23 protein-coding genes are annotated in these 22,970 nt (G+C 69.7%); 15 read left to right on the top strand and 8 right to left on the bottom strand.

Annotated features, from left to right (window positions below; translation table 11 throughout):
* Window positions 1-139: 139 nt before the first annotated feature.
* Window positions 140-1,015: a Sco1979 family transcriptional regulator gene (locus ON27_RS11745; RefSeq protein WP_043724326.1), complete on the bottom strand. Its 876-nt coding sequence runs from the start codon at window positions 1,013-1,015 to the stop codon at window positions 140-142.
* A 339-nt stretch (window positions 1,016-1,354) separates the two neighbouring features.
* On the opposite strand from ON27_RS11745, the gene ON27_RS11740 reads away from it, so the two are divergent.
* The 3 genes from ON27_RS11740 to ON27_RS11730 all read left to right on the top strand — a co-directional run bounded on the left by ON27_RS11740 (window position 1,355) and on the right by ON27_RS11730 (window position 3,639).
* Window positions 1,355-1,822, top strand: a complete 468-nt coding sequence (locus tag ON27_RS11740) for a hypothetical protein (protein ID WP_063711307.1) — start codon at window positions 1,355-1,357, stop codon at window positions 1,820-1,822.
* A gap of 175 nt (window positions 1,823-1,997) precedes the next feature.
* Window positions 1,998-2,909, top strand: a complete 912-nt coding sequence (locus ON27_RS11735; RefSeq protein ID WP_083887515.1) for an SAM-dependent methyltransferase — start codon at window positions 1,998-2,000, stop codon at window positions 2,907-2,909.
* Window positions 2,910-2,934: 25 nt separating this feature from the next.
* Window positions 2,935-3,639, top strand: coding sequence for a DUF6081 family protein (locus ON27_RS11730; protein ID WP_043724321.1), 705 nt, complete (start codon window positions 2,935-2,937; stop codon window positions 3,637-3,639).
* A gap of 102 nt (window positions 3,640-3,741) precedes the next feature.
* On the opposite strand, the gene ON27_RS11725 is transcribed toward ON27_RS11730, so the two are convergent.
* A complete protein-coding gene (locus ON27_RS11725) occupies window positions 3,742-3,930 on the bottom strand; it encodes a hypothetical protein (RefSeq protein WP_043724317.1) in 189 nt (62 codons plus the stop codon).
* 412 nt (window positions 3,931-4,342) lie between these two features.
* Between ON27_RS11725 and ON27_RS11720 the strand changes: the two genes are divergently transcribed.
* Both ON27_RS11720 and ON27_RS11715 read left to right on the top strand, forming a co-directional pair.
* Entirely contained in the window at window positions 4,343-4,639 is a 297-nt protein-coding gene (locus ON27_RS11720) for a hypothetical protein (protein WP_043724307.1), read from the top strand.
* A gap of 208 nt (window positions 4,640-4,847) precedes the next feature.
* Window positions 4,848-6,332 (top strand): AIM24 family protein, encoded by a 1,485-nt coding sequence (locus ON27_RS11715; RefSeq protein WP_043724303.1) that lies wholly within the window; start codon window positions 4,848-4,850, stop codon window positions 6,330-6,332.
* A gap of 144 nt (window positions 6,333-6,476) precedes the next feature.
* Here the strand turns inward: ON27_RS11715 and ON27_RS11710 are convergent, their stop codons facing one another.
* Together ON27_RS11710 and ON27_RS11705 are read right to left on the bottom strand one after the other, a co-directional pair.
* Window positions 6,477-7,745 carry a metallophosphoesterase gene (locus tag ON27_RS11710; RefSeq protein WP_043724300.1) on the bottom strand — a complete coding sequence of 423 codons (1,269 nt, stop codon included), beginning with the start codon at window positions 7,743-7,745 and terminating at the stop codon, window positions 6,477-6,479.
* Between the two features lie 89 nt (window positions 7,746-7,834).
* Window positions 7,835-8,347 (bottom strand): mycothiol transferase, encoded by a 513-nt coding sequence (locus ON27_RS11705; protein WP_043724383.1) that lies wholly within the window; start codon window positions 8,345-8,347, stop codon window positions 7,835-7,837.
* Between the two features lie 175 nt (window positions 8,348-8,522).
* Here ON27_RS11705 and ON27_RS11700 point away from each other — a divergent pair, with 175 nt between their 5' ends.
* From ON27_RS11700 to ON27_RS11670, 7 genes are all read left to right on the top strand, one after another.
* Window positions 8,523-8,867, top strand: a complete 345-nt coding sequence (locus ON27_RS11700; protein WP_157227163.1) for a hypothetical protein — start codon at window positions 8,523-8,525, stop codon at window positions 8,865-8,867.
* Window positions 8,868-9,449: 582 nt separating this feature from the next.
* Window positions 9,450-10,004 (top strand): DUF8020 domain-containing protein, encoded by a 555-nt coding sequence (locus ON27_RS11695; RefSeq protein ID WP_043724288.1) that lies wholly within the window; start codon window positions 9,450-9,452, stop codon window positions 10,002-10,004.
* A gap of 234 nt (window positions 10,005-10,238) precedes the next feature.
* Complete coding sequence (locus tag ON27_RS11690; RefSeq protein ID WP_043724284.1) at window positions 10,239-11,441, top strand: sigma-54-dependent transcriptional regulator family protein; 1,203 nt, start codon at window positions 10,239-10,241, stop codon at window positions 11,439-11,441.
* Between the two features lie 130 nt (window positions 11,442-11,571).
* On the top strand, window positions 11,572-13,089 hold the full coding sequence (gene exaC, locus ON27_RS11685; RefSeq protein ID WP_043724380.1) for an acetaldehyde dehydrogenase ExaC: 1,518 nt from the start codon (window positions 11,572-11,574) through the stop codon (window positions 13,087-13,089).
* Window positions 13,089-13,490, top strand: a complete 402-nt coding sequence (locus ON27_RS11680) for a DUF779 domain-containing protein (RefSeq protein WP_043724282.1) — start codon at window positions 13,089-13,091, stop codon at window positions 13,488-13,490. Before exaC ends, ON27_RS11680 begins: the two co-directional genes overlap by 1 nt.
* 176 nt (window positions 13,491-13,666) lie before the next feature.
* A complete protein-coding gene (locus ON27_RS11675) occupies window positions 13,667-15,073 on the top strand; it encodes an MDR family MFS transporter (protein WP_043724278.1) in 1,407 nt (468 codons plus the stop codon).
* Between the two features lie 153 nt (window positions 15,074-15,226).
* Window positions 15,227-15,598 (top strand): DUF4345 family protein, encoded by a 372-nt coding sequence (locus tag ON27_RS11670; RefSeq protein WP_043724377.1) that lies wholly within the window; start codon window positions 15,227-15,229, stop codon window positions 15,596-15,598.
* 7 nt (window positions 15,599-15,605) lie between these two features.
* On the opposite strand, the gene ON27_RS11665 is transcribed toward ON27_RS11670, so the two are convergent.
* On the bottom strand, window positions 15,606-17,042 hold the full coding sequence (locus ON27_RS11665; RefSeq protein ID WP_043724275.1) for an amino acid permease: 1,437 nt from the start codon (window positions 17,040-17,042) through the stop codon (window positions 15,606-15,608).
* A 216-nt stretch (window positions 17,043-17,258) separates the two neighbouring features.
* Between ON27_RS11665 and ON27_RS11660 the strand changes: the two genes are divergently transcribed.
* Entirely contained in the window at window positions 17,259-18,446 is a 1,188-nt protein-coding gene (locus ON27_RS11660; RefSeq protein WP_051046449.1) for a serine hydrolase domain-containing protein, read from the top strand.
* Window positions 18,447-18,514: 68 nt separating this feature from the next.
* A complete protein-coding gene (locus tag ON27_RS11655; RefSeq protein WP_043724274.1) occupies window positions 18,515-19,507 on the top strand; it encodes an LLM class flavin-dependent oxidoreductase in 993 nt (330 codons plus the stop codon).
* A gap of 9 nt (window positions 19,508-19,516) precedes the next feature.
* Here ON27_RS11655 and ON27_RS11650 read toward each other — a convergent pair whose 3' ends face one another.
* Window positions 19,517-20,344 (bottom strand): NADPH-dependent oxidoreductase, encoded by an 828-nt coding sequence (locus ON27_RS11650; protein WP_043724372.1) that lies wholly within the window; start codon window positions 20,342-20,344, stop codon window positions 19,517-19,519.
* 108 nt (window positions 20,345-20,452) lie between these two features.
* On the opposite strand from ON27_RS11650, the gene ON27_RS11645 reads away from it, so the two are divergent.
* Window positions 20,453-21,208 carry a siderophore-interacting protein gene (locus ON27_RS11645; RefSeq protein WP_043724270.1) on the top strand — a complete coding sequence of 252 codons (756 nt, stop codon included), beginning with the start codon at window positions 20,453-20,455 and terminating at the stop codon, window positions 21,206-21,208.
* Between the two features lie 4 nt (window positions 21,209-21,212).
* On the opposite strand, the gene ON27_RS11640 is transcribed toward ON27_RS11645, so the two are convergent.
* Both ON27_RS11640 and ON27_RS11635 read right to left on the bottom strand, forming a co-directional pair.
* The gene (locus ON27_RS11640; RefSeq protein WP_043724266.1) at window positions 21,213-21,947 is read right to left on the bottom strand and encodes an HD domain-containing protein; all 735 of its coding nucleotides are present in this window, start codon (window positions 21,945-21,947) and stop codon (window positions 21,213-21,215) included.
* 30 nt (window positions 21,948-21,977) lie between these two features.
* On the bottom strand, window positions 21,978-22,922 hold the full coding sequence (locus ON27_RS11635) for a GlxA family transcriptional regulator (RefSeq protein WP_043724261.1): 945 nt from the start codon (window positions 22,920-22,922) through the stop codon (window positions 21,978-21,980).
* Window positions 22,923-22,970 lie beyond the last annotated feature (48 nt).

The raw sequence follows: 22,970 nt of genomic DNA, 5'->3' as shown, positions 1-22,970 counted from the left end.
GGTTTCCCAACAGCGCTCGCTCGCCTTGCGTCCAACACCGACATACCGCGCGAGCACGGCGACGATCGACTCCATCGGCAAACTCTCGGCCACACGCCGGATAGATGGCCGGGGCGGCCACCGCGCCCTGTTCGCCCGATTACATCTGGACGAGCAGGTCCCGCAGGAAACGCACGCTGTCGGCCGGCGACAGCGCCTCCACGCTCAGCCGGTTCATCACCGACATGTACAGCTCGACATCGCGCTGCTTGTCGAAATACAGCGAGCTGGTGAGCTGCTCGGTGTAGACGATGTCGGCCAGCTCCGGCTCCGGGAAACGAAGGATGCTGAACGGACCACCCGCCGCGGAGTGCCCGCCCGCCGAATAGGGCAGCACCTGGATTCTGATGCTGGACCGGTCCGCCATCGCGAGCAGATGCTCGATCTGCTCGCGCAGCACCTCCATCCCGCCGACCGGCCTGCGCAGCGCGTTCTCGTCGATGACCGCCCACAGCGTAGGGGCGGCCACCCGGTAGAGGATCTCCTGGCGGCGCATGCGGATGGCGACGCGGCGTTCGGTCTCGTCGGTGTTGCCGAGCTGGATGACGGCGCGCGCGTAATCGGCGGTCTGCAGTAGGCCCGGCACGAATTGCGCCTCGTAGGTGCGGATGGTGGTGGCGGCCTGTTCGAGGCCGATGTAGGTCTCGAACCAGGCGGGGAGCAGATCGCTGTAGTGCTGCCACCACCCCGGGTCGTTGGCCCGGCGAGCCAGCTCGAAGTACGTTTCGCGTTCAGTGGGCTCGACAACCCCGTAGAGGCTCAGCAGGTCGCGCAGATCGCGTTCTTTGAACCCCGTGCGGCCCAGTTCCAGGCGACTGATCTTGGCGTGCGATCCACGGATGGCGTCGCCCGCGGCCTCCCTGCTGATCCCGCCCGCCTCGCGCAGCTGACGCAACCGGCTGCCGAGCGCGATCCGCAGAACGGTCGGACCACGTTCCGCGGCAGGGAAATCCGCGCTGTCGTCGTCGTTGCTCATGCGTGCCTCCGGCCGATCGGGGGTTAGCCGCGGGGCGTAGTGCCTCCACCATCACAGCTTTCTGAAACGTCGGCTGACGATCCTACTCGGAGTCGCCCGAAGGACCGCCGCGACGCGGACGCGTGCCGGAAATTCGGTGCGTGCGCATGGATTCACAAGAGGGACAACGCAATATCTGTCCCAGAACCCGCGCACGGCGAGACCGGTGTGCGTAGAGTCGCCCTCGACGGCGGCCCCGCGGATGAGGAGCGCCACGACGTCGACGACGGGCCCGTCGAACGTCGCCTCCTCGGAGCGCCGGCCGCGGCACAGCACCCGTCCCCCACCACGGAGCGCGACATGACATCGAACGACGTGCAGACCACCGATCAGGACATTCGTGCCGAGCTGACTGGCATACTCGGCTACACCAGCATCGACCTCGCGACGTCGAAGGACGGCGTGAATTGGTGCTCGAACGCGTTCTTCGCCGAGCTGGACGGGGATCCGTTCCACTTGACGCTCGTGCTCGAGTCCGGCGGGCGTACGTGGGATTGCCTGCGAGCCAATCCGAGCATCGGGGTCAAGGTCGTCCCCGGCGGGTTCCTCGATCCGTTCGCGCAGGGCCTCGGCACGGCGGTGGCCCGGACGAGTACGAGCGACCGAGAGGAGACCTTTCGAACGCTGCTACGCAAGGAGCCGCAGATCGAGCCGTTCTTGTCGACGCCGATCGAGGCGGTCGCGGTGCGTATCGACTGGTGGCGCGTGACGCACGTCGCGGGCGGCTGGCTGCCCGGACGTGTCCTGCATCGGCCCGGCGCGTCCTGAGCCGGCACTCGCGAGCATCCATACATACCGACCAGTTTTGATGCTCGGCTGCCTGTCGCCGCACACCGATCGAACATGAAATCGACACTGGCCGAACGCATTCGCCCGGATTGCCCGGTGATTCGGCGGACCCTAGGCTGGTGAGCCAGGCGACGGAAACTAGAGAGAGGTCTCCATGTCCGATCCCGCTCCCCAGACCGGTGTCCGCGCGCCGGTCGGCGTGGACACGACACGCGCGAGTATCGCCCGCGTCTACGACGCCACCCTCGGTGGCAAGGACAACTACGAAGTCGACCGCTATGTGCGCGACAAGGTCGCCGAAGTCGCGCCGCGCCAGAGCGACGTGGCCCGCATGAACCGGCGCTGGCTGCACCGCGTGGTGCGATACCTGGCCGGGACCGCGGGCATCGATCAATTCCTCGACATCGGCGCCGGCCTGCCGACCGTCGGCAACACCCACGAGATCGCGCAGCAGGAGAATCCCGAGGCGCGCGTGGTCTACGTCGACAACGACCCGGTCTGCAACATCCACGGTCGCGTGCTGCTCGAGCGCAACGCGTACACGCACTTCGTGCCCGCGGACCTGACCGACCCGGACACCCTGCTGGAACATTCCGAGGTCACCCCGCACCTCGATCTCACCCGCCCGCTGGCGCTGATCCTGTGCGGCATCCTGCATCACGTCGACGACGATCTCGATCCCGCCGGGATCATGCGCCGGTACATCGCCGCGCTGCCCGCGGGCTCCTACGTCGCGATCACGCATTTCTACGATCCGGCCGACGGCGGCGAGGCGCACGACATGGCCGTCGAGCTGCAACGGCGGTTCACCGAAATGGGCTTGGGCTCCGGCTGGTACCGCACCCGCGAGCAGATCGCGTCGTACTTCGGCGATCTCGAATTGATCGAGCCCGGCCTGGTCGAACTCGACGACTGGTGGCCGATGGGGCCCGCATTGCGCCCGCGGCTGACCGAGGAACGCTTGCTGCTCGGCGGTGTCGGCTACAAACCCGGATCGTCGAACGGCGTCGTAACCACCCTGCGCCGCCGGGCCGCCCAGGACGACCTATCGAATTCCGCCGATTAGGACTCGGCTGAGAGGACTGCCACACATGACATACGACGACTTGGCCGGACCGGATCTACGCGAGGACCGGTGGCGTTTCCTGGAGGTACCCCTCGGCGACGGCCAGTCCTGGCGCTACGCCGACCCGGCCGCCCGCACCGAGATCGGAGAGGGCGCCGTGTCGGTCCGGATCGATGCGTTCACCCGGTCCCATGCCGAGGTCCAGATCCTGGACAACCCGAAGCACCTGATGGTCTCGACCGAGGCGTTCGACCTCACCGGCGGACCACGGACTTTCGCCGTGGAGATGGCAGCGGAGAACATCGGCGTCACCGGCGAGGACTACCGCGACGGGTTCGCCGCCTTCAACGTCCTCGATATGAGCAGCGCCCAGGTCTTCGACCTGATCGCCACGAGCAAGCACGCCTACGCGATCCACGAACGGCTGCTCGTGCCGGGTGTCGTCCCCGCGGACGAGGCGTTCAGCCACGTCGTGCACGCCCCGCTGGCAGGAGTCGACATCAAACCCGGCGAATTCCACCGCTACAGCGTCACCCTGGACCGGGCAGCGGGCACCGCGAGCTGGTACGTGGACGACGCCCCGGTGTATCGCGCCCACGCGCCACAGCTGCCGGAGACCGTGCAGATCGGTTTCGGCATCATCACCTTGCATCCGATCGAAGACGGGCACAGCACCTCGCTGCGCGGGCAGGGCCTGCACGCGGCATGGCGTGCTTTCACCGTGAGCTGACGGGCCCGCCGACCGCACGAAGGCCGCCGAAACGCGTGGTGCCCAGCCGCATTCGGCTGGGCACCGGATTCACGCACGCCCGCGGGCGGCCGTTTCCGCAGATCAGACGCTCTCCCTGCGCGGCCATTCGACACTGCCCTGGCGGGCGTAACCGTCCGACGCGCCCGCGTCGTCGTCCATGTCGTACTCGTATTCGTCCATTTCGGCACGACGGCGCGGATCCCAGACCATCGCCGCGGCCGACACGGCCAACAACGTGATGACAATGGCCGCGATGACTACATAGAGCACGTCTTTACACCCTCTCCTGAAGAAAAATCGAACCGCACACAGCCGTGCCGGATACTCAACGCGCACAGCTTCATTCACGCCGCACGCATAGTAGGCCGCTCTCCCGCGAACCGGACATTCCGACGCGGGTTACCGACCGGTCGCTCCCCGATCCGGGCCGGGCGGTGATCATCGCCGATTTCCGGGAAACGCCACCGCGAACCTCCAGCGTCGCTTAGGCTCGGCACAGTCCCGGTGGCTCCGGGACATCCAGCGCGGCCCCGGTATGCCCAAGCCGGCCGCGATCGCTGGTGGTAGCGGTGGGGTTCACCCGATTCGATGAACCTCGCCGTCCCCCCACTTCCCATGAAATCCCACCGACATTCGCGTGGAATCACCCGCATCGGGCATCCTTCGAGTTACCGTCTCGGTCATGGACGACATCGAACTGCAGCCACCGACCGTCGCCTCCGCCAAGCACACCGGACTGGTCCTGGACATCGCCGCCCTCGACATCCACAACCCGCTCGCCCGGCCCGGCGAGATCACCTACCCGTACGTCCGCTGCACCGACCACCGGGTTCTGCGCCTACCCGAGCCGTTGCACCGATGGGCCACCGAAACCATCGCCATCAACCACACCCAGCACGCCACCGGCGCACTGCCCCTGTTTCCCGGGCAGGTCGAATTCGGCATCCTCGACGGAACCATGTACGCCGAGGTCCTCTGAACTCCGTTCGCGACGAGAGCCCGGTCGATACGGCCGGGCTCTCGTCGCGTGACAGGAATCGGTGAACGGGCGACACCGTAGGTGAAATGCCTGGTGAACGCGCGGCCAGGGGATGCCTGTGGCGCGCGTTCCGGGCGCACGACACACTGGAGCCCGTGAATCGCATGTCAACCCGACGGCGCCGCCCCCGCGGATCGGACGGCCTGCCGTGACCGACCTCGCCCGCGGCGAGAACCGCCCCGCGCCCGGCGATCGGATGACGGTGACCGTCACCTGTTCGGCTCCGGTCGACGTCTCGGCGCTGTTGCTCGGCTCGACGGGGCGAGTGCGCTCCGACGCCGATTTCGTCTTCTTCAACCAACCGGTCGCGCCGGGTGTCACCTATCGGCACGGCCGCGGCGCCGGTGACGCGGTGGACATCCAGACCACCGCGCTGCCCGGCGACGTGGAACGCGTCGTCGTCACCGCGAGCCTGGACGGCAATGGTCCGCCCACCTTCGCGGCCGCGAACTCGCTGCGCGCGACCATTGCCTCTCCCTCCGGCACGCTGACCTTCCCGATGACCGGGCTGAGCACCGAGACGGCCGTGGTGTGCGTGGAGATCTACCGCCGCGGCGGCGGCTGGAAGGTGCGCGCGGTCGGACAGGGCTACGACAACGGATTGGCCGGTATCGCGACGGCTTTCGGCGTCAACATCGATGACGAACCGGCTCCGCCGCCCGCGCCGCCCGCTCCGGCTCCCCCACCGGCGTATCAACCCGCTCCGCCCCCGGCGTATCAACCTCCCCCGCCCCCGGCGTATCACTCTGCTCCGCCCCCGGCGTACCAACCTGCTCCGCCCCCGGCATATCAGCCCACGCCACCGCCCGCCCATCCCCCGCAACCGGCCTATTCCGCACCGGCCGCCGCCGCGCCGCCACCACCGATGCCCGCACCTCAGCAAGGAGCGCTGCCCATGCAGAGCGAACTGTTCGCCCCCAGCCACGCCGAGGTCACCGGCGCGGGCATCCAGAAGCAGGGCGGCAAGATGATCAAAGTGGCCGTGAACGGCGAGGTCATGGCCCGGGCCGGATCAATGGTGGCCTATCAGGGCGATCTGCAGTTCCAGGCGCTCGGCGCGGGCGGGATCGGCCGGGCGATCCAGCAGCGGCTGACCGGTGAAGGCGTTCCGCTGATGAAGGTGTCCGGGCGCGGCGACCTCTTCGTCGCCAACGGCGCCGCCGACGTGCACACCATCGACCTGGACGGCACCGACGGCCTGACCATCAACGGCGCCAACGTGCTCGCCTTCGACTCCTCGCTGCGCTACGACATCCGGATGGTGCAGGGCGCCGCCGGATTCGCCAGCAACGCCGGTTTGTTCAATTGCGTCTTCACCGGCCGCGGCCGCATCGCCATCACCACGCACGGCACGCCGGTGGTGCTCAACGTCGACCAGCCGACCTACGCCGACCCGCAGGCCGCGGTGGCCTGGTCGTCGAGCCTGCAGACCGGCATCAAACGCAACGATTCCTTCGGACTGGGCCGACTGATGGGCCGCAGCACCGGCGAGGGGATGACACTGTCTTTCTCCGGGCGCGGATTCGTCATCGTGCAGCCGTCGGAGCTGCCGCCCGGCGGCTTCCTCGGGGGCACCGGCGGCGGACAGGAAGCCGGCCAGAGCGGCGGTGTGCTCGGCGGGCTGTTCGGATAACGGCCGGACGCGCGCCTCCGGGCCCCGCACGAGCGCGCGCCGTCGCGAATCGTCAACCCGCGCCACGCGTCGGCCCGCACCGCCGCGGCGCGCGGGTGGGCGCGGGCGCCGCGGCGGACGCCGGTGCCGGGCCGGGAGGCGCGGTCAAGCCTGTAGCGAGGCGAGTTCTACGACGGTGATGTCCGACGGTGCGCCCACCCGCACCGGCGGGCCCCACGCCCCGGCTCCCCTGGACACGTACAGCTGGGTGTCGCCGTAGCGCTCCAGCCCGGCGACGGTCGGGTTCGCCAAGCCCGCAAGATAGTTGCCCGGCCAGATCTGGCCGCCGTGGGTGTGGCCGGACAGCTGCAGGTCGACGCCGTGCGCCACCGCGTCGTCGATCAGCACCGGCTGGTGCGCCAGCAGCACGGCCGTGCGCGACCGGTCGCGGTCGCCGAGCGCCTTGCCGAAGTCCGGGCCCTGCCCGGTTCGTTCACCCTGCACGTCGTTCACGCCCGCCAGGTCGAATCCGGGCAGCTCGGTGCGGGCGTTCGCGAGCAGGTGCATGCCGAGCTCCTGGACATGCTCGACCCACTGCTCGGCGCCGGAGAAGTACTCGTGATTGCCGGTCACGAAGAACGCGCCGTGGCGCGCGCGCAGCCCGGCCAGCGGCTCGACGGCCGAGCGGAGGTGCTCGACGCTGCCGTCCACCAGGTCGCCGACTACCGCGATGAGGTCGGGCTGGGTGTCGTTCACGGTCCGGACCACTCGCTCGGCGAAACCGCGACCGAGGGTCGGGCCGAGGTGGACGTCACTGACCACCGCAATGCGGAAGCCGTCGGCCCGGCGCGGCAATTTCGCCAGCGGCACGGTGACGTGTTTCACGGTGGGTCCGTTCAGCACGCCGTAAGCGCCGAGGCCCACTGTGGTCGCCGCGGCGGCGACGGCGGCCCCGCCCACCACGCGGGAGACGAAGACACGGCGCGGCAGCGCGGTGGCCGCGACCTCGGCCTGCTCGACCGGGTCGTCGTTGTCCGGCACGGGTCGCGCCGCGGGAACGGCCGCGGCCACCGCGGGTTCGCTCACCCGGCGGCCGCGATCGATCCGGCGCAGCGCCAAGCGCCGGATCGGTTCGCCGACCAGCAGGGCCAGCAGCAGGTACACGAACAACGCGCCCCACAGATACCCGGGCCAGGCGATGATCCGCACCACGGCGAACGGAGCCGACAGCAGTTCGGCCGCCGTCGCGCCCAGCAGCAGCACCGGCCCGGCCACCACGACAGCGGTGCCGGCTCGACGCGCACGGGACCCCGCGCCGGTCGTGTCCCGCACGAGCCGCCGCCATACGTACCAGTGGCCGCCGACCAGCGCGAGGAAGACCAGCGCGACAAGAACGAGCACGACGATTCCGACGAGAACCTTCTCAACGACCACGGCGGCACTCTCTGTGAATTTTTCGGATACGCCGCATCAACTTACGTCACGACGTGGACCCGGCCCACGCTTCGGCTTCTCGGTGCCGGTCATCTCGTCCGCTCGACCACCCCGCGCAAGAACGCGGCTTGCCCCGCGTGCTGCAGGTCGTCGGAGATCACGCTGACCAGTCGCACGCCCAGCGTCACCGGCGGGTCCCACCGGGTGTCGACGACGCGATCCAGATCGCCGTCCCGGAGGGTCCGGAGCAAGCGCAGCGTCCGCTCGTGCACCGCGTCGAAATAGCCGGTGAGCAATTCGGCGGGCGCGCGGATCAGCGCCACGTCGGCGGCGCTGTCGCCGTACCCGGTCGCGGTCTTGTCGATGGGCAGGCCGAACCGGTCGTACCACCCCTGCTCGGTCCAGATCTGCTCGGTACCGGCCGCCTCCGCGAGGTGATCGTCCTGCACCCGGGTCAGGTGCCAGATCAGCCACGCGATCGAGTTGGCGTCCGGATCGACGCGGTGGACGAGGCCGTCCTCCGGCAATCCGTCGACGGCTTCGTGCACCACTTCTTTGATCCGCTCGTAAGCGTCGGTCAGCACATCGGCACTGGTAGCCATGAATCGACGGTACCGAGCGGCCGCGAGCGGCGGGCGGTAGGGCGATTTCTCAGACGATCGCACCACATTGAACGTGCCGTTGTTCAACGGTACGATGCATGGTGGTGATATTGGGTCGATGGCCTCGGAATCGGTCACCGACCGGACGAAGACGTACCGAAGTGAGGAAGTACCGATGATCCACGACGTCCAGACCGGCCGCGCCCGGCGAGCCGTTGTCCGCGTGGCGATGGTCGCCGCGCTCGCACTGACACCCGTCGCCGCTGTGGCGGCGCCCGCGATGGCGCAGGAGCCGACCGTCGCGCGGACGAGTCAGGCCGAGGAGATCCACGGCGGCTGGCACCGCCACGGCGGGTGGGGCCACCACGGATACGGCGGCTGGGGCGGCTGGGGTGGTTACGGCGGCTGGGGTGGTTACGGCGGCGGCCTCTGGGGCAATCCGTACGGCTTCTGGGGCAGCCCGTTCGGCATGTGGCCGGGCATCGTCTGGCTGCGGCCCGGCACCGGAAGCGCGTTCTGACGACGAGCGCTCCGGCACAGTCGGCCAGATGAACTCCGGCTCCGCGCCACGGCGCTCGCATGTCACGGCGCACGAGCGCGGAACCGGAAGCACCTGCCACCCGATCAGGCGGTCGCCAGACGAACGGACAGTCGACGCATCGACCGCGGCTCCGCAACATCCTGGCGGCTGCGAATTGCGTTGCCACGCCGCGACACTGCACCAGTGGCACACCACTAACCCTTTCACCCCGCCGAGCCGCGGCAAGCGCAGCACCTTCACAGCACTCAGCCGACGAACTCGCCCCTCTTCGATTTCACGCCCGGGCGTTTCGGAGTATTTGTCTGTTCACGCGTCCGAATTACGCAGCGCTGTACAGGGAATCAGCACACATACTGCAACCGCCGTGCGTCGGCATCGAAACAGACTTTGCCCGAGCATATTTCGTCATCGGTCGACGCGCGGGCAGGCCACCGATTTTCCGTGAAATTCGCAGAACGATTGCTTCGCGAAAGCCCTGCGGCCAGAATGGGTGGGGCCGAGAACCGGCATCTTGGGGATTCGTCGGCACTCGTGGCCGACACGACTATGTGGGGAAATACGATGAGAGTCAACAGATTCGCCGCCACCGCCCTACTCGCGGTCGGAGCCACCGGAATAGCGGCGGGCGTCGCGCACGCCCAGCCCGCCACGCCCGCCCAGGTCAGCGTGCACGGCGTCGAGCAGGGCCTCGGCTTCACCTCGGCGCCCGCCGCCGACGGCACCGGGGTGGTCACCACCCTCGATGCGGGCACCTTCGCGTTGACCGCCGACGCCGGGGCGGTCGAAATGCGCGACGGCGCGGGACAGGTCATCGCGACCCTCCCCCTGGCGTTCCAGGCCTCCGGCGCGACGCACGGGCTGGCGCCCGCGATCACCGACGGCGGGCGCACCCTCACGGTGACGCCGGTGAACGCGCCCGCCGCGACCGAGCGTCTCACCCAGTTCGTCGCCGAGGACGAGACGCTCGCGCGCAAGCAGTACAACGCGGGCATCGGCGCCCTCATCGGCGCGGGGATCGGCGCCGTGATCGGCTTCTTCCTCGGCGGGGTCGGTGCACTGGTCACCATTCCGATCGGGGCGGGCATCGGTGCGCTGATCGGTTTCTCCACGCCGTAGCCGGCCGGTCCGGTGTGCGGCCGTCCGTGGACGGCCGCACACCGATCGCCGGTCGTATCGCCGGGATTCCCTGGGTGCGCGCTCGGCCGAGGGGAACGCGGCGATCCGACCGTCGGCTCCATCCGAAGTCGTCCAGTCCCGTGGACAGCAGGCCGAAACGGACTGCCCGGCCGGGCGCTGGGGCATGATGGGGAGGCACGAAGACGATCGGAGCGAAGACACAGGATCCGCGAGATGGCACAGCGCAGTTCCCTCTCGCAGCAACGCGCTGCGCTGGAACAAGAGTGGTCCCGGTGGATACCCACCGGAGCGCCGCAGGGTGACTCCACGCTGCGCAGCGAGGTCGCGCAATCGTGGCTGCGGTCGCTGCGCACCGTCGATCCGGCGCGCGAGCACGCGCCGCTCGCCGATGCCGACGTGTCCGCCCGCTGGGCCGAATCCCCCTTGCGCACACCGGTATCCGAGCTGACCGACCAGTTGCGCGACATCACCGAGGGCGCGGGTTACGTCGCGGCGATCACCGACGAGACCGGGACCATTCTGTGGTCGCACGGTGGTCCGGTGATGCGCCGGCGCGCCGAGCAGGTGAACTTCGCGCCGGGCGGTCGCTGGGACGAGGCGCACATGGGCACGAACGCGCTGTCGCTGGCGCTGCGCACCGCACGGCCGCACACCGTCTTCTCGGCCGAACATCTGGTCGCCGCCCTGCACGGCTGGGTCTGCTACTGCGCGCCGATCCGCGCCGCGAGCGGCCGTCAGCTCGGCGTGCTGGACCTGTCCACCACCTGGGATCGCGCCCACCCGCTGGCCATGTCCACCGCCCGCACCTTGGTCACCGCCATCGAGGCCAAGCTGCACCACCGCATGGCCACGCCGGGAGTCCGGCTGACCTGTCTCGGCGCGGGCCGCCTGATCCGCGACGGCGCCCCCGTGCGCTTGCGCCCCAGACAGCTGGAGATCCTGGCCCTGTTGGCGCTCGAGCCCGAGGGATTCACCCATGAACGCCTGCACTTCGCGGTGTACGGCGACCGGCCGGTCGGCGCGAGCACGCTCAAATCGGAGATGTCTTACCTGCGCCGCGCCACCGGCGGCGATATCACCAGCCGGGTCTATCAGCTGGTGAGCCCGCTGTCCTGCGACGCCGTGGACGTGCTCGCCGCGCTCGAAGCGGGCGACACCACCACGGCGGTCGAGCTGTATCGCGGTCCGCTGCTGCCGGACTCGGACACCCCGGGGATCGTCCAGTGGCGCGAATATCTGGAGGTCGGGGTGCGCACCGCGGTGCTCACCAGCGGGAACGTCGAGCACGCGCTGCGCTACGGCGAACGCGCTCCGCACGACGCCGAGATCCACGAACACGCGCTGCGTCTGCTCCCGCCGGGCGACGCTCGTCGTGCGCTCGCCGCTGCCCGGCGGCACGGCGCCCTGCGCGACTGAGTTCCGCCTCGGGCCTCGGGCGCTCGCCGCGCGCCTCAACGTTTCCTCAACCCTCGCGCGGCATAGTGACCCGCGTCACGGCCGACCCGCCGTGCGCATCACGTCCGCAACCAGCGAGGAGTTACCCGCCATGAGCTACGCGAAGCCGGGAACCGAGGGCAGCGTCGTCGAATTCGCCACGCGCTACGACAATTTCATCGGCGGTGAGTGGACCGCCCCGGTCGAGGGCCGCTACTTCGAGAATCCCTCTCCGGTGGACGGGCAGACCTTCTGCGAGGTGGCGCGCTCGACGGCCGCCGATATCGAACTCGCCTTGGACGCCGCGCACCGAGCCGCCGACGCGTGGGGCGCCACCTCGGCGGCCGAGCGTGCGAACACCCTCAACAAGATCGCCGACCGGATCGAGGACAACCTCGAGGCGCTGGCGGTGGCCGAAACCTGGGAGAACGGCAAACCGGTCCGGGAGACGCTCGCCGCCGACCTGCCGCTGGCAGTGGACCACTTCCGCTACTTCGCCGGTGCCGTGCGCGCCCAAGAGGGCGGCATCAGCGAGATCGACGCCGACACCATCGCCTACCACTTCCACGAACCACTCGGCGTGGTCGGGCAGATCATCCCCTGGAACTTCCCGATCCTGATGGCCACCTGGAAACTCGCGCCCGCGCTGGCCGCCGGGAACGCGGTGGTGCTCAAGCCCGCCGAGCAGACCCCGGCGTCGATCCTGAAGGTAGTCGAGCTGATCGCCGACCTGCTGCCGCCCGGAGTTCTCAACGTGGTCAACGGCTTCGGCGTCGAGGCGGGCAAGCCGTTGGCCGCCAGCCCCCGGGTGGCCAAGGTCGCCTTCACCGGCGAGACCACCACCGGCAGGCTCATCATGCAGTACGCCAGCGAGAACATCATCCCGGTCACCCTGGAACTGGGCGGCAAGAGCCCGAACATCTTCCTGCCCGACATCATGGCCGCCGACGACGCCTTCCTGGACAAGGCCGTGGAGGGCTTCGTGATGTTCGCGCTCAACCAGGGCGAGGTGTGCACCTGTCCGTCCCGCGCGCTGATCCACTCCTCGATCTACGACGAGTTCATCGGCCGGTGCATCGAACGCACCAAAGCCATCCGCAGCGGTAACCCGCTCGACGAGGCCACCATGATCGGCGCGCAGGCCAGCAACGACCAGTACGAGAAGATCCTGTCCTACATCGATATCGGTCGCCAGGAAGGCGCCGAGGTGCTCACCGGCGGCGGCCCACGCAAGGTCGAGGAGTTCCCCGACGGCTTCTACGTCGAGCCGACGATCTTCTCCGGCCGCAACGACATGCGCATCTTCCAGGAGGAGATCTTCGGACCGGTCGTCTCGGTGACCACCTTCGACTCGATCGACGAAGCGCTGAAGATCGCCAACGACACCCTCTACGGCCTCGGCGCCGGAGTGTGGACCCGCGACATCAACGCCGCCTACCGATTGGGCCGCCAGATCAAGGCGGGCCGGGTCTGGACCAACTGCTACCACGCCTACCCCGCGCACGCGGCGTTCGGCGGCTACAAGAAGTCCGGCATCGGGCGCGAGAACCACCGCATGATGCTCGACCACTACCAGCAGACCAAGAACTTGCTGGTCAGCTACTCGCCGGACAAGCTCGGATTCTTCTGATGACCGATCCGGTCCATCGTGTCGAGCTCACCGCGGCAGCGCGAACACTGCTGCGGCAGCTGATCGCCCAGCATGGCCCGGTCATGTTCCACCAGTCCGGCGGCTGCTGCGACGGCAGCTCACCCATGTGCTATCCGCGCGGAGAGTTCCGGGTCGGCGCGTCGGACGTACTGCTCGGGCACCTGGCGGCGGACACCCCGTTCTGGATGAGCGCCGACCAGTACGACTACTGGCGCCACACCCACCTCACCGTCGACGTGGTGCCCGGTCGAGGCAGTGGATTCTCCCTGGAAGCACCCGAAGGAGTGCGCTTCCTCATCCGCTCCCGGCTGCTCACCGACGAGGAACTCGCCGTTCTCGAGGCGCAGCCGCCACGCACCGGGGCCGATCCGCCGCACTGACCCGGGCACCGGCGACTGCGGGGGATACGGCAGCGCCGGGGCTGCTCACCGGACCGCCGTATCGGGTGAGCAGCCCCTCCCGCTGGGATCGAGCTGGAAGAATCACCGTGCGGGAACAGCCGGGGAGCGGATACCGTCGTTCGAGGTGATTAGGCAAGCGAACGAGAGGGGCCGCGGTGGCGACCGGGACTGCGACGGCGGTCGGGCTGCGATCCGAGCGCGGCGCGGTGCTCGGCTCGCTGATGCTGGCGACCGGGCTGGTCGCGCTCGATTCGACGGTCATCGCCACCGCGGTGCTCACCATCACCCACAGTCTCGGCGGCTTCGCGCAGTTCCCCTGGCTGTTCTCCATCTATCTGCTGGCGCAGGCGGTGACGGTGCCGATCTACGGCAAGCTCGCCGATACCGTGGGCCGCAAACCCGTGCTCCTGTTCGGGATCGCGATGTTCGCGCTGGGTTCGCTGCTGTGCGGCGCGGCGACCAGCATGCTGGGGCTGATCGTCTTCCGGGCGGTGCAGGGCATCGGCGCCGGAGCGATCCAGCCGATGACGATGACCATCGCGGGAGATCTGTACACGCTGTCGGAGCGCGCTCGGGTGCAGGGTTATCTGGCCAGCGTGTGGGCCATATCGAGTGTCGCGGGTCCGCTGCTGGGCGGCCTGTTCGCCGAGTACGTCGGCTGGCGCTGGATCTTCCTGATCAACCTTCCGCTCTGCGCGCTCGCCGGATGGATGCTCGTGCGCAATTTCGCCGAGAGCGCCCCACGGCGCAGACAGAGCGTGGACTACCTGGGCGCGGCACTGCTGACGGTCGGAGCGGGCGCGTTGATCCTCGGATTGCTCGAGGGCGGCCAGGCCTGGGCTTGGTCCTCGCCCGTCAGCATCGGGATCTTCACCGGCGGCGCGATCCTGCTCACGCTGTTCGGGCTGGTCGAGCGCAGGGCGCGCAATCCCATCCTGCCGCTGTGGGTGTTCACCCGCCGGGTGGTGATCGCCAGCAGCCTGGTGTCGGTGCTGATCGGCGCGATCCTGGTCGGCGCTGTCTCCTACGTGCCGACCTTCACCCAGGGTGTGCTCGGCAACGGCGCGCTGGTCGCGGGCCTGACGGTGGGCGCGCTGACGCTGGGCTGGCCGCTGGCCGCGTCCCAAGCGGGCAAGCTGTACCTTCGTTTCGGTTTCCGGACGACGGCTCTGCTCGGTAGCGGTTCGGCGGCGCTCGGCGCCGCGAGCACCCTGCTGATCACCCAGGACTCCGCGCTGTGGCAGGTCGCCCTGTCGTGTTTCGTGATCGGCATCGGCATGGGCTGGGTCGCGACTCCGACCCTGATCGCGGCGCAGACCAGCGCCGAATGGAGCGAGCGGGGCGTGGTCACCTCCGCCAACATGTTCGCGCGCTCGATCGGCAGCGCGGTGGGCATCGCGGTGTTCGGGGCGATCGTGAACGCGCGAGTCGGTCACTCCGATCATCCGCCGCCGCAGACGCTGGCCGCGGCGATACACCTGGTCTTCGTCGTGATCGCGGCGATGGCCCTCGTCATGGTCGTCGCCGCGGCCATGATGCCCCCGCGGGCGGCGGCCGACTGACCTTCGCCCGCCCGGCACCGGCACAGTGCCGTGGCGCGGTCACGTGGCTGCCGATCGGACGACACGACGCGACGCAGCGGGTTTTCGGAAGCGTTCGCTACCGGATCCGGCGCAAGCTTGGCTTTCCAACCGAACCGGATCTCGGAGGTCGTAGTGGCACAGGTCGTATGCGCAATAGTCGGCGTGTTCTTTCTCGGCATGGGTGCGTACGCGCTCGCGTCGCCCGTCGCGCTGATCAGGCCTTTCGGCATCCGACTCGCGGAACCGAGCGCCCGATACGAAGTGCGCGCCGTCTACGGCGGTTTCGGTGTGGCGATGGCCGTCGTGCTCGCGGTGGCCGCCCTCGACCTCGGTTCCCTGCGCGGCGGGATCATGGTCGCGATCGGCGCGGCGCTGGCGGGCATGGCCCTCGGCCGGGTGGTGTCCGCGGTGCTCGACGAGCGGACAGCCTTCTACCCCACCTGGTTCTACGGCGCGGTGGAGGCGATCGGCGCGGCCGCGCTCTTCCTCGCCGCCCAGCGGTAACCGCCCGTCAGCTGGTGTGCACGGGTTCGGCCGTCTCGGCGGGCCTGCCGAGTTTGTTCAGCGTGAGGTACCCGGCCGACACCAGGACCGCCCACACCACGCCGACCACGACGGCCGTGCGCCCGCTGTCGGTGAACAGCAGGAGCACGACCACGAGGCCGAGGAACGCCAGCGCGAGCACGGTGGTGTAGGGCGCGGCGGGCAGCCGGTAGTCGCTGGCGGGGAGCTCGCCGCGGGCGACCTTGGCGCGGTAGAGCAGGTGACAGACCAGGATGACGCCCCAGACGAAGATGATGCCGATGGTCGAGACCGAGGTGATGTAGGCGAAGGCCTTGTCCGGGGAGATGACGTTGACGACCACGCCGATCACCATCGCCGCCGCCGAGGCGCTGATCCCCACCCACGGCACCGCGTTCGCGCTCAGCTGGTTCAGCCGGGCGGGCGCTTCGCCGCGCAGCGACAGGGTGCGCAGCATCCGGCCGGTGGAGTAGATACCGGAATTGCACGACGACAGCGCCGCGGTGAGCAGCACGAAGTTCACGATGCCCGCCGCGCCGGGGATGCCGATCTGCTGGAAGACCTCCACGAACGGGCTCTTGCCCGCGTGGAAGTCGCGCCAACTGGACACCGACATGATCACCACGAGCGCGCCGACGTAGAACAGGCCGATCCGGAACGGCAGCGTGTTGATCGCCTTGCGCAGGGTCTTGCGCGGCTCACGCGCCTCCCCGGCGGTGACGCCGACCAATTCCACGCCCACGTAGGCGAACAGCACGATCTGCAGCACGAGCAGCGATTGACCGAGGCCGTTGGGGAACACGCCCCCGTCGGCCCACAGGTTGGTGACGGTGGGATTCGGGGCGTTGCCGAAGCCGATCAGCAGCACGCCGATGCCGAGCAGGATCATGCCGATGATCGCGGTCACCTTGATGGCGGAGAACCAGAACTCACCCTCGCCGAACAACCGCACCGAGATCAGGTTGGCGCCGAACATCACCGCCAGCACGACCAGCGCGGTGATCCACGGCGGGATGTCGAACCAGTACTGCACGTACTTGCCCGCCACGGTGATCTCGGCCATGCAGGTGGTCACCCACACCGCCCAGTACGACCAGCCGGTCACGAAACCGGCGAAGCGGCCGAGGAATTCGTGCGCGTACTCGGCGAAACTACCCGAGATCGGCCGGTAGGTCAGCAGTTCGCCGAGCGCCCGCATGATCACGAAGATGGCCAGGCCCGCCGCCAGGTAGGCCAGGATGAGGCCGGGGCCCGCTTGCTCGATCGCGCCGCCCGCGCCGTAGAACAGGCCGGTGCCGATCGCGCCGCCGATGGCGATCATCTGGATGGTGCGCGGGCTCAGGCTGCGGGCATAGCCTTCCGAGTCGCCGCTGTCCGCCGGTGCCGACGGTCCGGCGTCCGGAACGTGACGGTCGGAGGCTGTCATACTGCGGTCCTTCCCCTCGATGGGCGGCGACGCCGGTCGCCGGCCGGTGCGCCGGGCACACGACGTCGGATCATCGCACGGCCGGCCTCGATCGAGTCGTCACGCTACCGCCCCGCCCGTGCGCGGCGTCTCGGGGCCGACCGCCGAAGCCCTCCGGCTCTACCGGACCGGTGCCGGACATGCCATCATCGGGTCCCCTACCGATCGGCTCCCGTCATGACCGAACCGCCGCACCGGCGCATCCCAACCGTCCGCCCCGCGCTGCGTGCCGTCCTCGCCCTGCTCGCTGTCGTCGCCGCCCTGGTCGGCGCGGCTTTCGTCACCACGCCGGTGCTGCGCATACCGTCGCCGCCGACGCTGCTGCGGCTGATGACCGACCCGCCCTCCGCGCAGGGCGCACTGTTCGAGAGCCGGACGGTGGCCGCCTCGCCCACCCCCCGTACCCTGCCGATCGCGCCGCGGCCGCTGCCCGAGCAGGTGCCGTGGCGCGGATCGCGCCGCTCGATCGCCGACTTCCTCGACGCCACGCGCACCAATTCGTTCCTCGTACTGCGCGGCGGCGCCCTCACCCACGAGTGGTACCGCGACGGCTTCACGGCGACGACCCGTCAATCGTCGTGGTCGGTGGCGAAATCCATCGTGTCGCTGCTGATCGGCCGAGCCGTCGCCGCGGGAAAACTCGCCGAGGACGACCGCCTGGTGCGCGTCCTGCCCGAGTTGACCACCGGCGGCGCCTACGACACCGTCACCATCCGCGACCTGCTGGACATGGCCTCCGGCGTCGACGTCTCGGAGAACTACAACAAGTACCTGCCGCTGACCGGCACCGCCCGGATGTACCTCACCGAGGACCTCGCCGGATTCGTCCGCGACCACCAAGGACTGCGGTTCCCGCCGGGCAGCGCGGGCGAGTACCGCAGCGTGGATACCCAACTGCTCGGCATGGCGCTGGCGAGAATCGAGGGCCTGCCGCTCGGGGATCTGCTGGAACGCGACCTCTGGGCTCCGATCGGCGCTCAGGACGACGCGCTGTGGAACCTCGATCGCGCGGGCGGCCAGGAGAAGGCCTTCTGCTGCCTCAACGCGACGGCACGCGACTTCGCCAAGATCGGGCAGTTGGTGCTGGACGGCGGACGCGTGGGCGACGCGCAGATCGTGCCGCCCCAGTGGATCGAGCGCATCCGCACCCCGGCCCCGCACCGGGTGGGCGACTGGCCCTATGGCGCGCAATGGTGGCACCCGACCGGCGGGGACGGCGCCGACCTCACCGCGGTCGGCGTCTACGGCCAGTACGTCTACGTCGATCCGCCCAGTGGCACCGTCATCGTCAAACTCAGCGACCACGGGACCACCCAGGACGAGCAGGAGACCATCGAGGTGTTCCGCGCGATCGCGCGCGGCTGAGGCGGCCGGCGAAATAGACCGGGAACGCCCGGCGTTGGGACTGGAGATCCGCACCCTGGAGGAGACCCATGATCGACGTCCCGCTGTCCGTACTGGATCTGGCGCCGGTGCAGTCCGGTCGCACCGTCGGCGAGGGGCTGGACGCGACCACCGAATTGGCCCGGCGCACCGAGGCTTTGGGCTATCACCGCTTCTGGGTGGCCGAACATCACAACATGCCCGGCATCGCGAGTTCGGCGCCGAGCGTGCTGCTGGCCCACCTGGCCGCGGCCACCTCCACCATCCGGGTCGGCTCCGGCGGGGTGATGCTGCCCAACCACGCTCCGCTCGTGGTCGCCGAGCAGTTCGGCACCCTGCACGCGCTGCATCCCGGACGGATCGACCTGGGCATCGGACGCGCGCCGGGCACCGACCAGGCGACCGCCCGCGCGCTGCGGCGCACCGCCGACGGTCTGTCGGCGGAGTCGTTCCCCCAGGAGCTGGCCGCGCTGCTCGGCTACTTCCGCGGGTCCGATCCCGGCGGCATCGCCGCGACGCCGGGCCGCGGCGAGGAACCGGAGATCTGGCTGCTGGGTTCCAGCGGCTACAGCGCCCAGGTGGCCGCGGTGCTCGGGCTGCCGTTCGCCTTCGCCCATCACATCAGCCCCGACAACACCGAGCCCGCGCTGGCGCTCTACCGCGAGCACTTCCGGCCGTCCGAACAGCTGTCGCGCCCCCACGCCATGGTGGCGGTCGCGGCGATCTGCGCGGACACCGACGAGCGCGCCGAAGCCCTCGCCGGTCCGCGCGACCTGGCTTTCCTGAATCTGGTGCGCGGCACGCCGCGGGCGCTGGCCACGCCGGAGGAAGCGGCCGGGTTCCGCCCGTCCGAGCACGAGCGCGCCTTCATCCGGCAGCGCCGGGCCGGGCAGTTGCTCGGCTCGCCGGAAACGGTGCGCGGTCAACTCACCGACCTGCTGCGCCGCACCCAGGCCGACGAGCTGATGATCAACACCTTGGTTTACGACATCGATGACCGAGTCCGATCGTTCGAACTGCTCACCGAGAAGGTCGCGGCCTGAGGCGGCGCTTCAGTGCAATCCGAAGCCGTGGTTGGTCAGCGACTCGCGCAGCCGGTGCCTGCCGTTCAGCGCCGCCGCCGAAGCCAGCCGGGCCAGCACCCGCTCGGTCCAGGAATGCGCGAGCTGTCGCTCGGCATAGAATTCCGCGATCCGGGTCTCGTACTCGGCCACGTGTCCCCGCTGCGCGTCCAGATCGTAGGTCTCCCGGTGCAGGACGGCTTCCTGCGGCAGGCGCGGCTTGACGCGCGCGTCCTCGGCGGGGTCGGGGTGGCCGACCACCAGGCCGAAGACGGCGAACACCTGCGGCGGCAGCCCGAGTTCGGCGGCGACCTCTTCCGGATTGCTGCGCAGCGCACCGATGTAGACGGTGCCGAGCCCGAGCGATTCCGCCGCCACGACCGCGTTCTGGGCGGCGAGCGCGGCGTCGATGAATCCGACGTAGCTGGACTCGAGATAGTCCGCACCCTCCAGCGGCGCGCTCCGGTCCGCGGCGAGCTGGCGCAGGCGGGCGAAATCAGCCGTCCAGACCAGCAGCACCGGCGCCTGCACGATGTGCGCCTGATCCCCCGCCAGCGCGGCCAAGCGCGCCTTGCGCCGCGGGTCACGCACCGCGATGACGCTCCAGACCTGCAGATTCGACGACGTCGGCGCGGACTGCGCCGCGGAGACCAGCAGCCGCAGAGTGGCGTCGGGCACCGGGTCCGGCAGGTAGCGGCGCACCGAGCGGTGTTCGTGCAGCACCTGCAGCACTTGGTTCCACTGGGCGGGCTCGACCGGCCGCGGGTCGCGGTAACGCTGCTGCACGGCGTGGGCGGGTGTCGGCACGGACTGCGTCATGGTGGTCATTTTCACGTCCGGGCGGCGCGCCGTCAGCGGTTGTCCGCAGCTCGAGCCGAACACGGTAGCCTGAGTAAGGTAATCCTAATTTCTTCATCGGAGGTTCTCTTGGCACGTCCTCGCACCACCCTCACCGTGCAGCGCACCGAATGGCTGACCCCGCATCTGATCCGGGTGCACCTCGGCGGCCCCGGCTTCGCCGCGTTCCGTCCCAGCGAGTTCACCGACTCGTATGTGAAGTTCATTTTCGCGCAGGACGGGAACGAGGTGCTGCGTACATACACCGTCCGTTCGGTGGACCCGGTCGCCGGCGAGATCGCGGTGGATTTCGTGTTCCACGGCGCCGAAGGCATCGCGGGACCGTGGGCGGCGGAGGTCCGGCCGGGCGCGACCATCGACGTGTACGGCCCCGGCGGCGCCTACGCCCCGCGCCCCGACGCCGACTGGCATCTACTGGCCGGTGACGAAGCGGCCCTGCCCGCTATCGCCGCCGCGCTCGAGGCGATGCCCGCCGAAGCGACCGGGCTGGCATTCGTCGAAGTCGCGGGCCCGGACGACGAGCTGCCGCTGAAGCAGCCGGACGGCATCGAACTGACCTGGCTGCACCGCGGCGTCCGGCCCCCGGGCGAGTTGCTCGCCGAAACCGTCCGCGCGGCGCCGTGGGCGGCGGGCCGGGTCCAAGTGTTCATCCACGGCGAGGCCGAGGCGGTCATGAAGGATCTGCGCCGCTACGTCCGCAAGGACCGGGGCGTCACCGCCGAGTGGGCGGCCTCGATCTCCGGATATTGGCGGCGCGGCCGCACCGAGGAAGGCTTCCGGCAGTGGAAGGCCGATCTGCGGGCCGCGGAGGAAGCCGGCGGCTGAGCCGTCAGTCGCCCCAGCCGCTCATCGCGAGGATCCCGTCCCAGGTGAGCGCCGGGAGTTCGGGATGGCGATCGCGCAGGAGCACACTGGCCATGCTCCCCGGCGGCGCCTTGCGCGGGTTCGCCAAAGCCTGGGCCTCGATCGCCGCGCCCAGCGTACGGCTGCCGCCGAATCGCGGATACGCGGCGTGCACCAGGTCGGCGAAGCCGAGCGGCAGATCGGCGGGGGAACCGCCCACATCGATGCCGATCCCGTCCACCGCGATCCAGGTTTCCGGCGGCCTGCGGCGGCGCCAGACCGGCGAGTCGGTGAAACCGGAGGTGTGCGCGGCGATGGCGTCCCAGATCGTGTCCACCCTGGCGTCGGTGACGCCGTTGTCCTCGAGGAATCGCGCGGCGCGATCGGCCCCGTCGACTTCGAACCTCTGGTCGTCGCCTCCGCTGCCGGCCAAGCCGAGGTCGTGCAGTACGCAGATGAGATACATGATCTCCTCGTCGTAGTCCGCGCCGGGCCGCATGCCTTGCCGCTCGGCGATCGCCCGCCCGAAGAGGAAACCCCGCACGCTGTGGTTGCGCAGCGCCGGCGAGAGTTCGGCGGTGACGAGGTCGTTCGCTCTGCCCGCCAGCGAAGTCGGCGGATGATGCAGCGTGAAGTTCTGCGCGGCAGCCGTTTTCGCAGCGGCAGCGAACGCGCCGACGGCGATGCCCGCGCCCAGCGCGGCACGGCGAGACATGGACATGGTCGTACTCCTGGTGAGTGAAGGGTGCGCTCAGCGCGCGAGCGCGCGGAAGCGCCTGCGGTAGTCGCTCGGCGAGGTGCCGAGCAGGTCGAGGAAGGTGCGGCGCATCGTCTCCTCGGAGCCGAATCCGCTGCGCCGGGCGACCGCCGTCATCGGTTCGTCGCCGGATTCGAGCAGCGCCTGCGCGGCTTCCAGCCGGGCCTGCTTGACGTAACGGCCCGGCGTCATGCCGATCTCCTGCCGGAACAGGCGGCTGAGATGACGTTCGCTCAGCGCGGCGCGGGCGGCCATGGCCGCCAGGCTGTGGTCGGCGCACAGGTCGGCGATCACCGCGTCGACCACCTGGCGCAGACCGTCGGTGCGCGGCGTCGGAATGCTGGTGCGCACGCTGAACTGCGACTGGCCGCCGGGCCGGTGCAGGAAGACGACGAGGTGTTTCGCCAGTGAGCGCGCGAGTTCGGCGCCGTGCTCCTCCTCCACCAGCGCCAGCGCCATATCGATGCCCGCGGTGACGCCCGCGGACGTCACGATCGGGCCGTCGCGCAGATAGATGGCGTCGGCGTCGACCCGCACGCGCGGAAACCGCTGCGCCAGCGCCGCACACGCCAGCCAATGCGTGGTGGCGCGCCGCCCGTCCAGCAATCCGGCCTCGGCCAGCACGAACGCGCCGGTGCACACCGAGGCGACCCGCCGCGCCGCGCCGCCGACCGCGCGCACCGCGTCCACCAGCGCCGCCGCAACGTCGTCCTCCGGCGGGTAACCCGGCACCAGCAGCAGGTCCACTGGTGCGCTCAGCTCGCCCAGCGCACCATCGACACCGAGCGGTACGCCGACATCGGTGCGCACCGGAGCTCCGTCGGGCGAGGCGAAGCGAATCCGGCGCCCGGCCCAGTGCAGCACCTGCACCGGTCCGGCGACGTCGAGCATCAGCACCCCGTCCGATACCGCGACCACCACGTCACCGCTTGCCTGCATGAGCCCAGTCTCGAGCCGCCGGGCCCAGTCCGCAAGGACACGCGACCC

This window comes from Nocardia asiatica NBRC 100129, assembly GCF_000308415.1.
Taxonomy (GTDB): Bacteria; Actinomycetota; Actinomycetes; order Mycobacteriales; family Mycobacteriaceae; genus Nocardia; species Nocardia asiatica.
This window is presented reverse-complemented; position numbering and strand designations above follow the sequence as displayed.

Excerpts from the sequence above, each read along its gene's own strand:
- ON27_RS11720 (WP_043724307.1), top strand. The coding sequence starts at position 4,343 with ATGGACGACATCGAACTGCAGCCACCGACCGTCGCCTCCGCCAAGCAC.
- ON27_RS11730 (WP_043724321.1), top strand. The coding sequence starts at position 2,935 with ATGACATACGACGACTTGGCCGGACCGGATCTACGCGAGGACCGGTGG.
- ON27_RS11735 (WP_083887515.1), top strand. The coding sequence starts at position 1,998 with ATGTCCGATCCCGCTCCCCAGACCGGTGTCCGCGCGCCGGTCGGCGTG.
- ON27_RS11740 (WP_063711307.1), top strand. The coding sequence starts at position 1,355 with ATGACATCGAACGACGTGCAGACCACCGATCAGGACATTCGTGCCGAG.
- ON27_RS11655 (WP_043724274.1), top strand. The coding sequence starts at position 18,515 with ATGATCGACGTCCCGCTGTCCGTACTGGATCTGGCGCCGGTGCAGTCC.
- ON27_RS11690 (WP_043724284.1), top strand. The coding sequence starts at position 10,239 with ATGGCACAGCGCAGTTCCCTCTCGCAGCAACGCGCTGCGCTGGAACAA.
- ON27_RS11695 (WP_043724288.1), top strand. The coding sequence starts at position 9,450 with ATGAGAGTCAACAGATTCGCCGCCACCGCCCTACTCGCGGTCGGAGCC.
- ON27_RS11650 (WP_043724372.1), bottom strand. The coding sequence starts at position 20,344 with ATGACGCAGTCCGTGCCGACACCCGCCCACGCCGTGCAGCAGCGTTAC.
- ON27_RS11680 (WP_043724282.1), top strand. The coding sequence starts at position 13,089 with ATGACCGATCCGGTCCATCGTGTCGAGCTCACCGCGGCAGCGCGAACA.
- ON27_RS11640 (WP_043724266.1), bottom strand. The coding sequence starts at position 21,947 with ATGTCCATGTCTCGCCGTGCCGCGCTGGGCGCGGGCATCGCCGTCGGC.
- ON27_RS11705 (WP_043724383.1), bottom strand. The coding sequence starts at position 8,347 with ATGGCTACCAGTGCCGATGTGCTGACCGACGCTTACGAGCGGATCAAA.
- ON27_RS11635 (WP_043724261.1), bottom strand. The coding sequence starts at position 22,922 with ATGCAGGCAAGCGGTGACGTGGTGGTCGCGGTATCGGACGGGGTGCTG.
- ON27_RS11745 (WP_043724326.1), bottom strand. The coding sequence starts at position 1,015 with ATGAGCAACGACGACGACAGCGCGGATTTCCCTGCCGCGGAACGTGGT.
- exaC (WP_043724380.1), top strand. The coding sequence starts at position 11,572 with ATGAGCTACGCGAAGCCGGGAACCGAGGGCAGCGTCGTCGAATTCGCC.
- ON27_RS11665 (WP_043724275.1), bottom strand. The coding sequence starts at position 17,042 with ATGACAGCCTCCGACCGTCACGTTCCGGACGCCGGACCGTCGGCACCG.
- ON27_RS11700 (WP_157227163.1), top strand. The coding sequence starts at position 8,523 with ATGATCCACGACGTCCAGACCGGCCGCGCCCGGCGAGCCGTTGTCCGC.
- ON27_RS11660 (WP_051046449.1), top strand. The coding sequence starts at position 17,259 with ATGACCGAACCGCCGCACCGGCGCATCCCAACCGTCCGCCCCGCGCTG.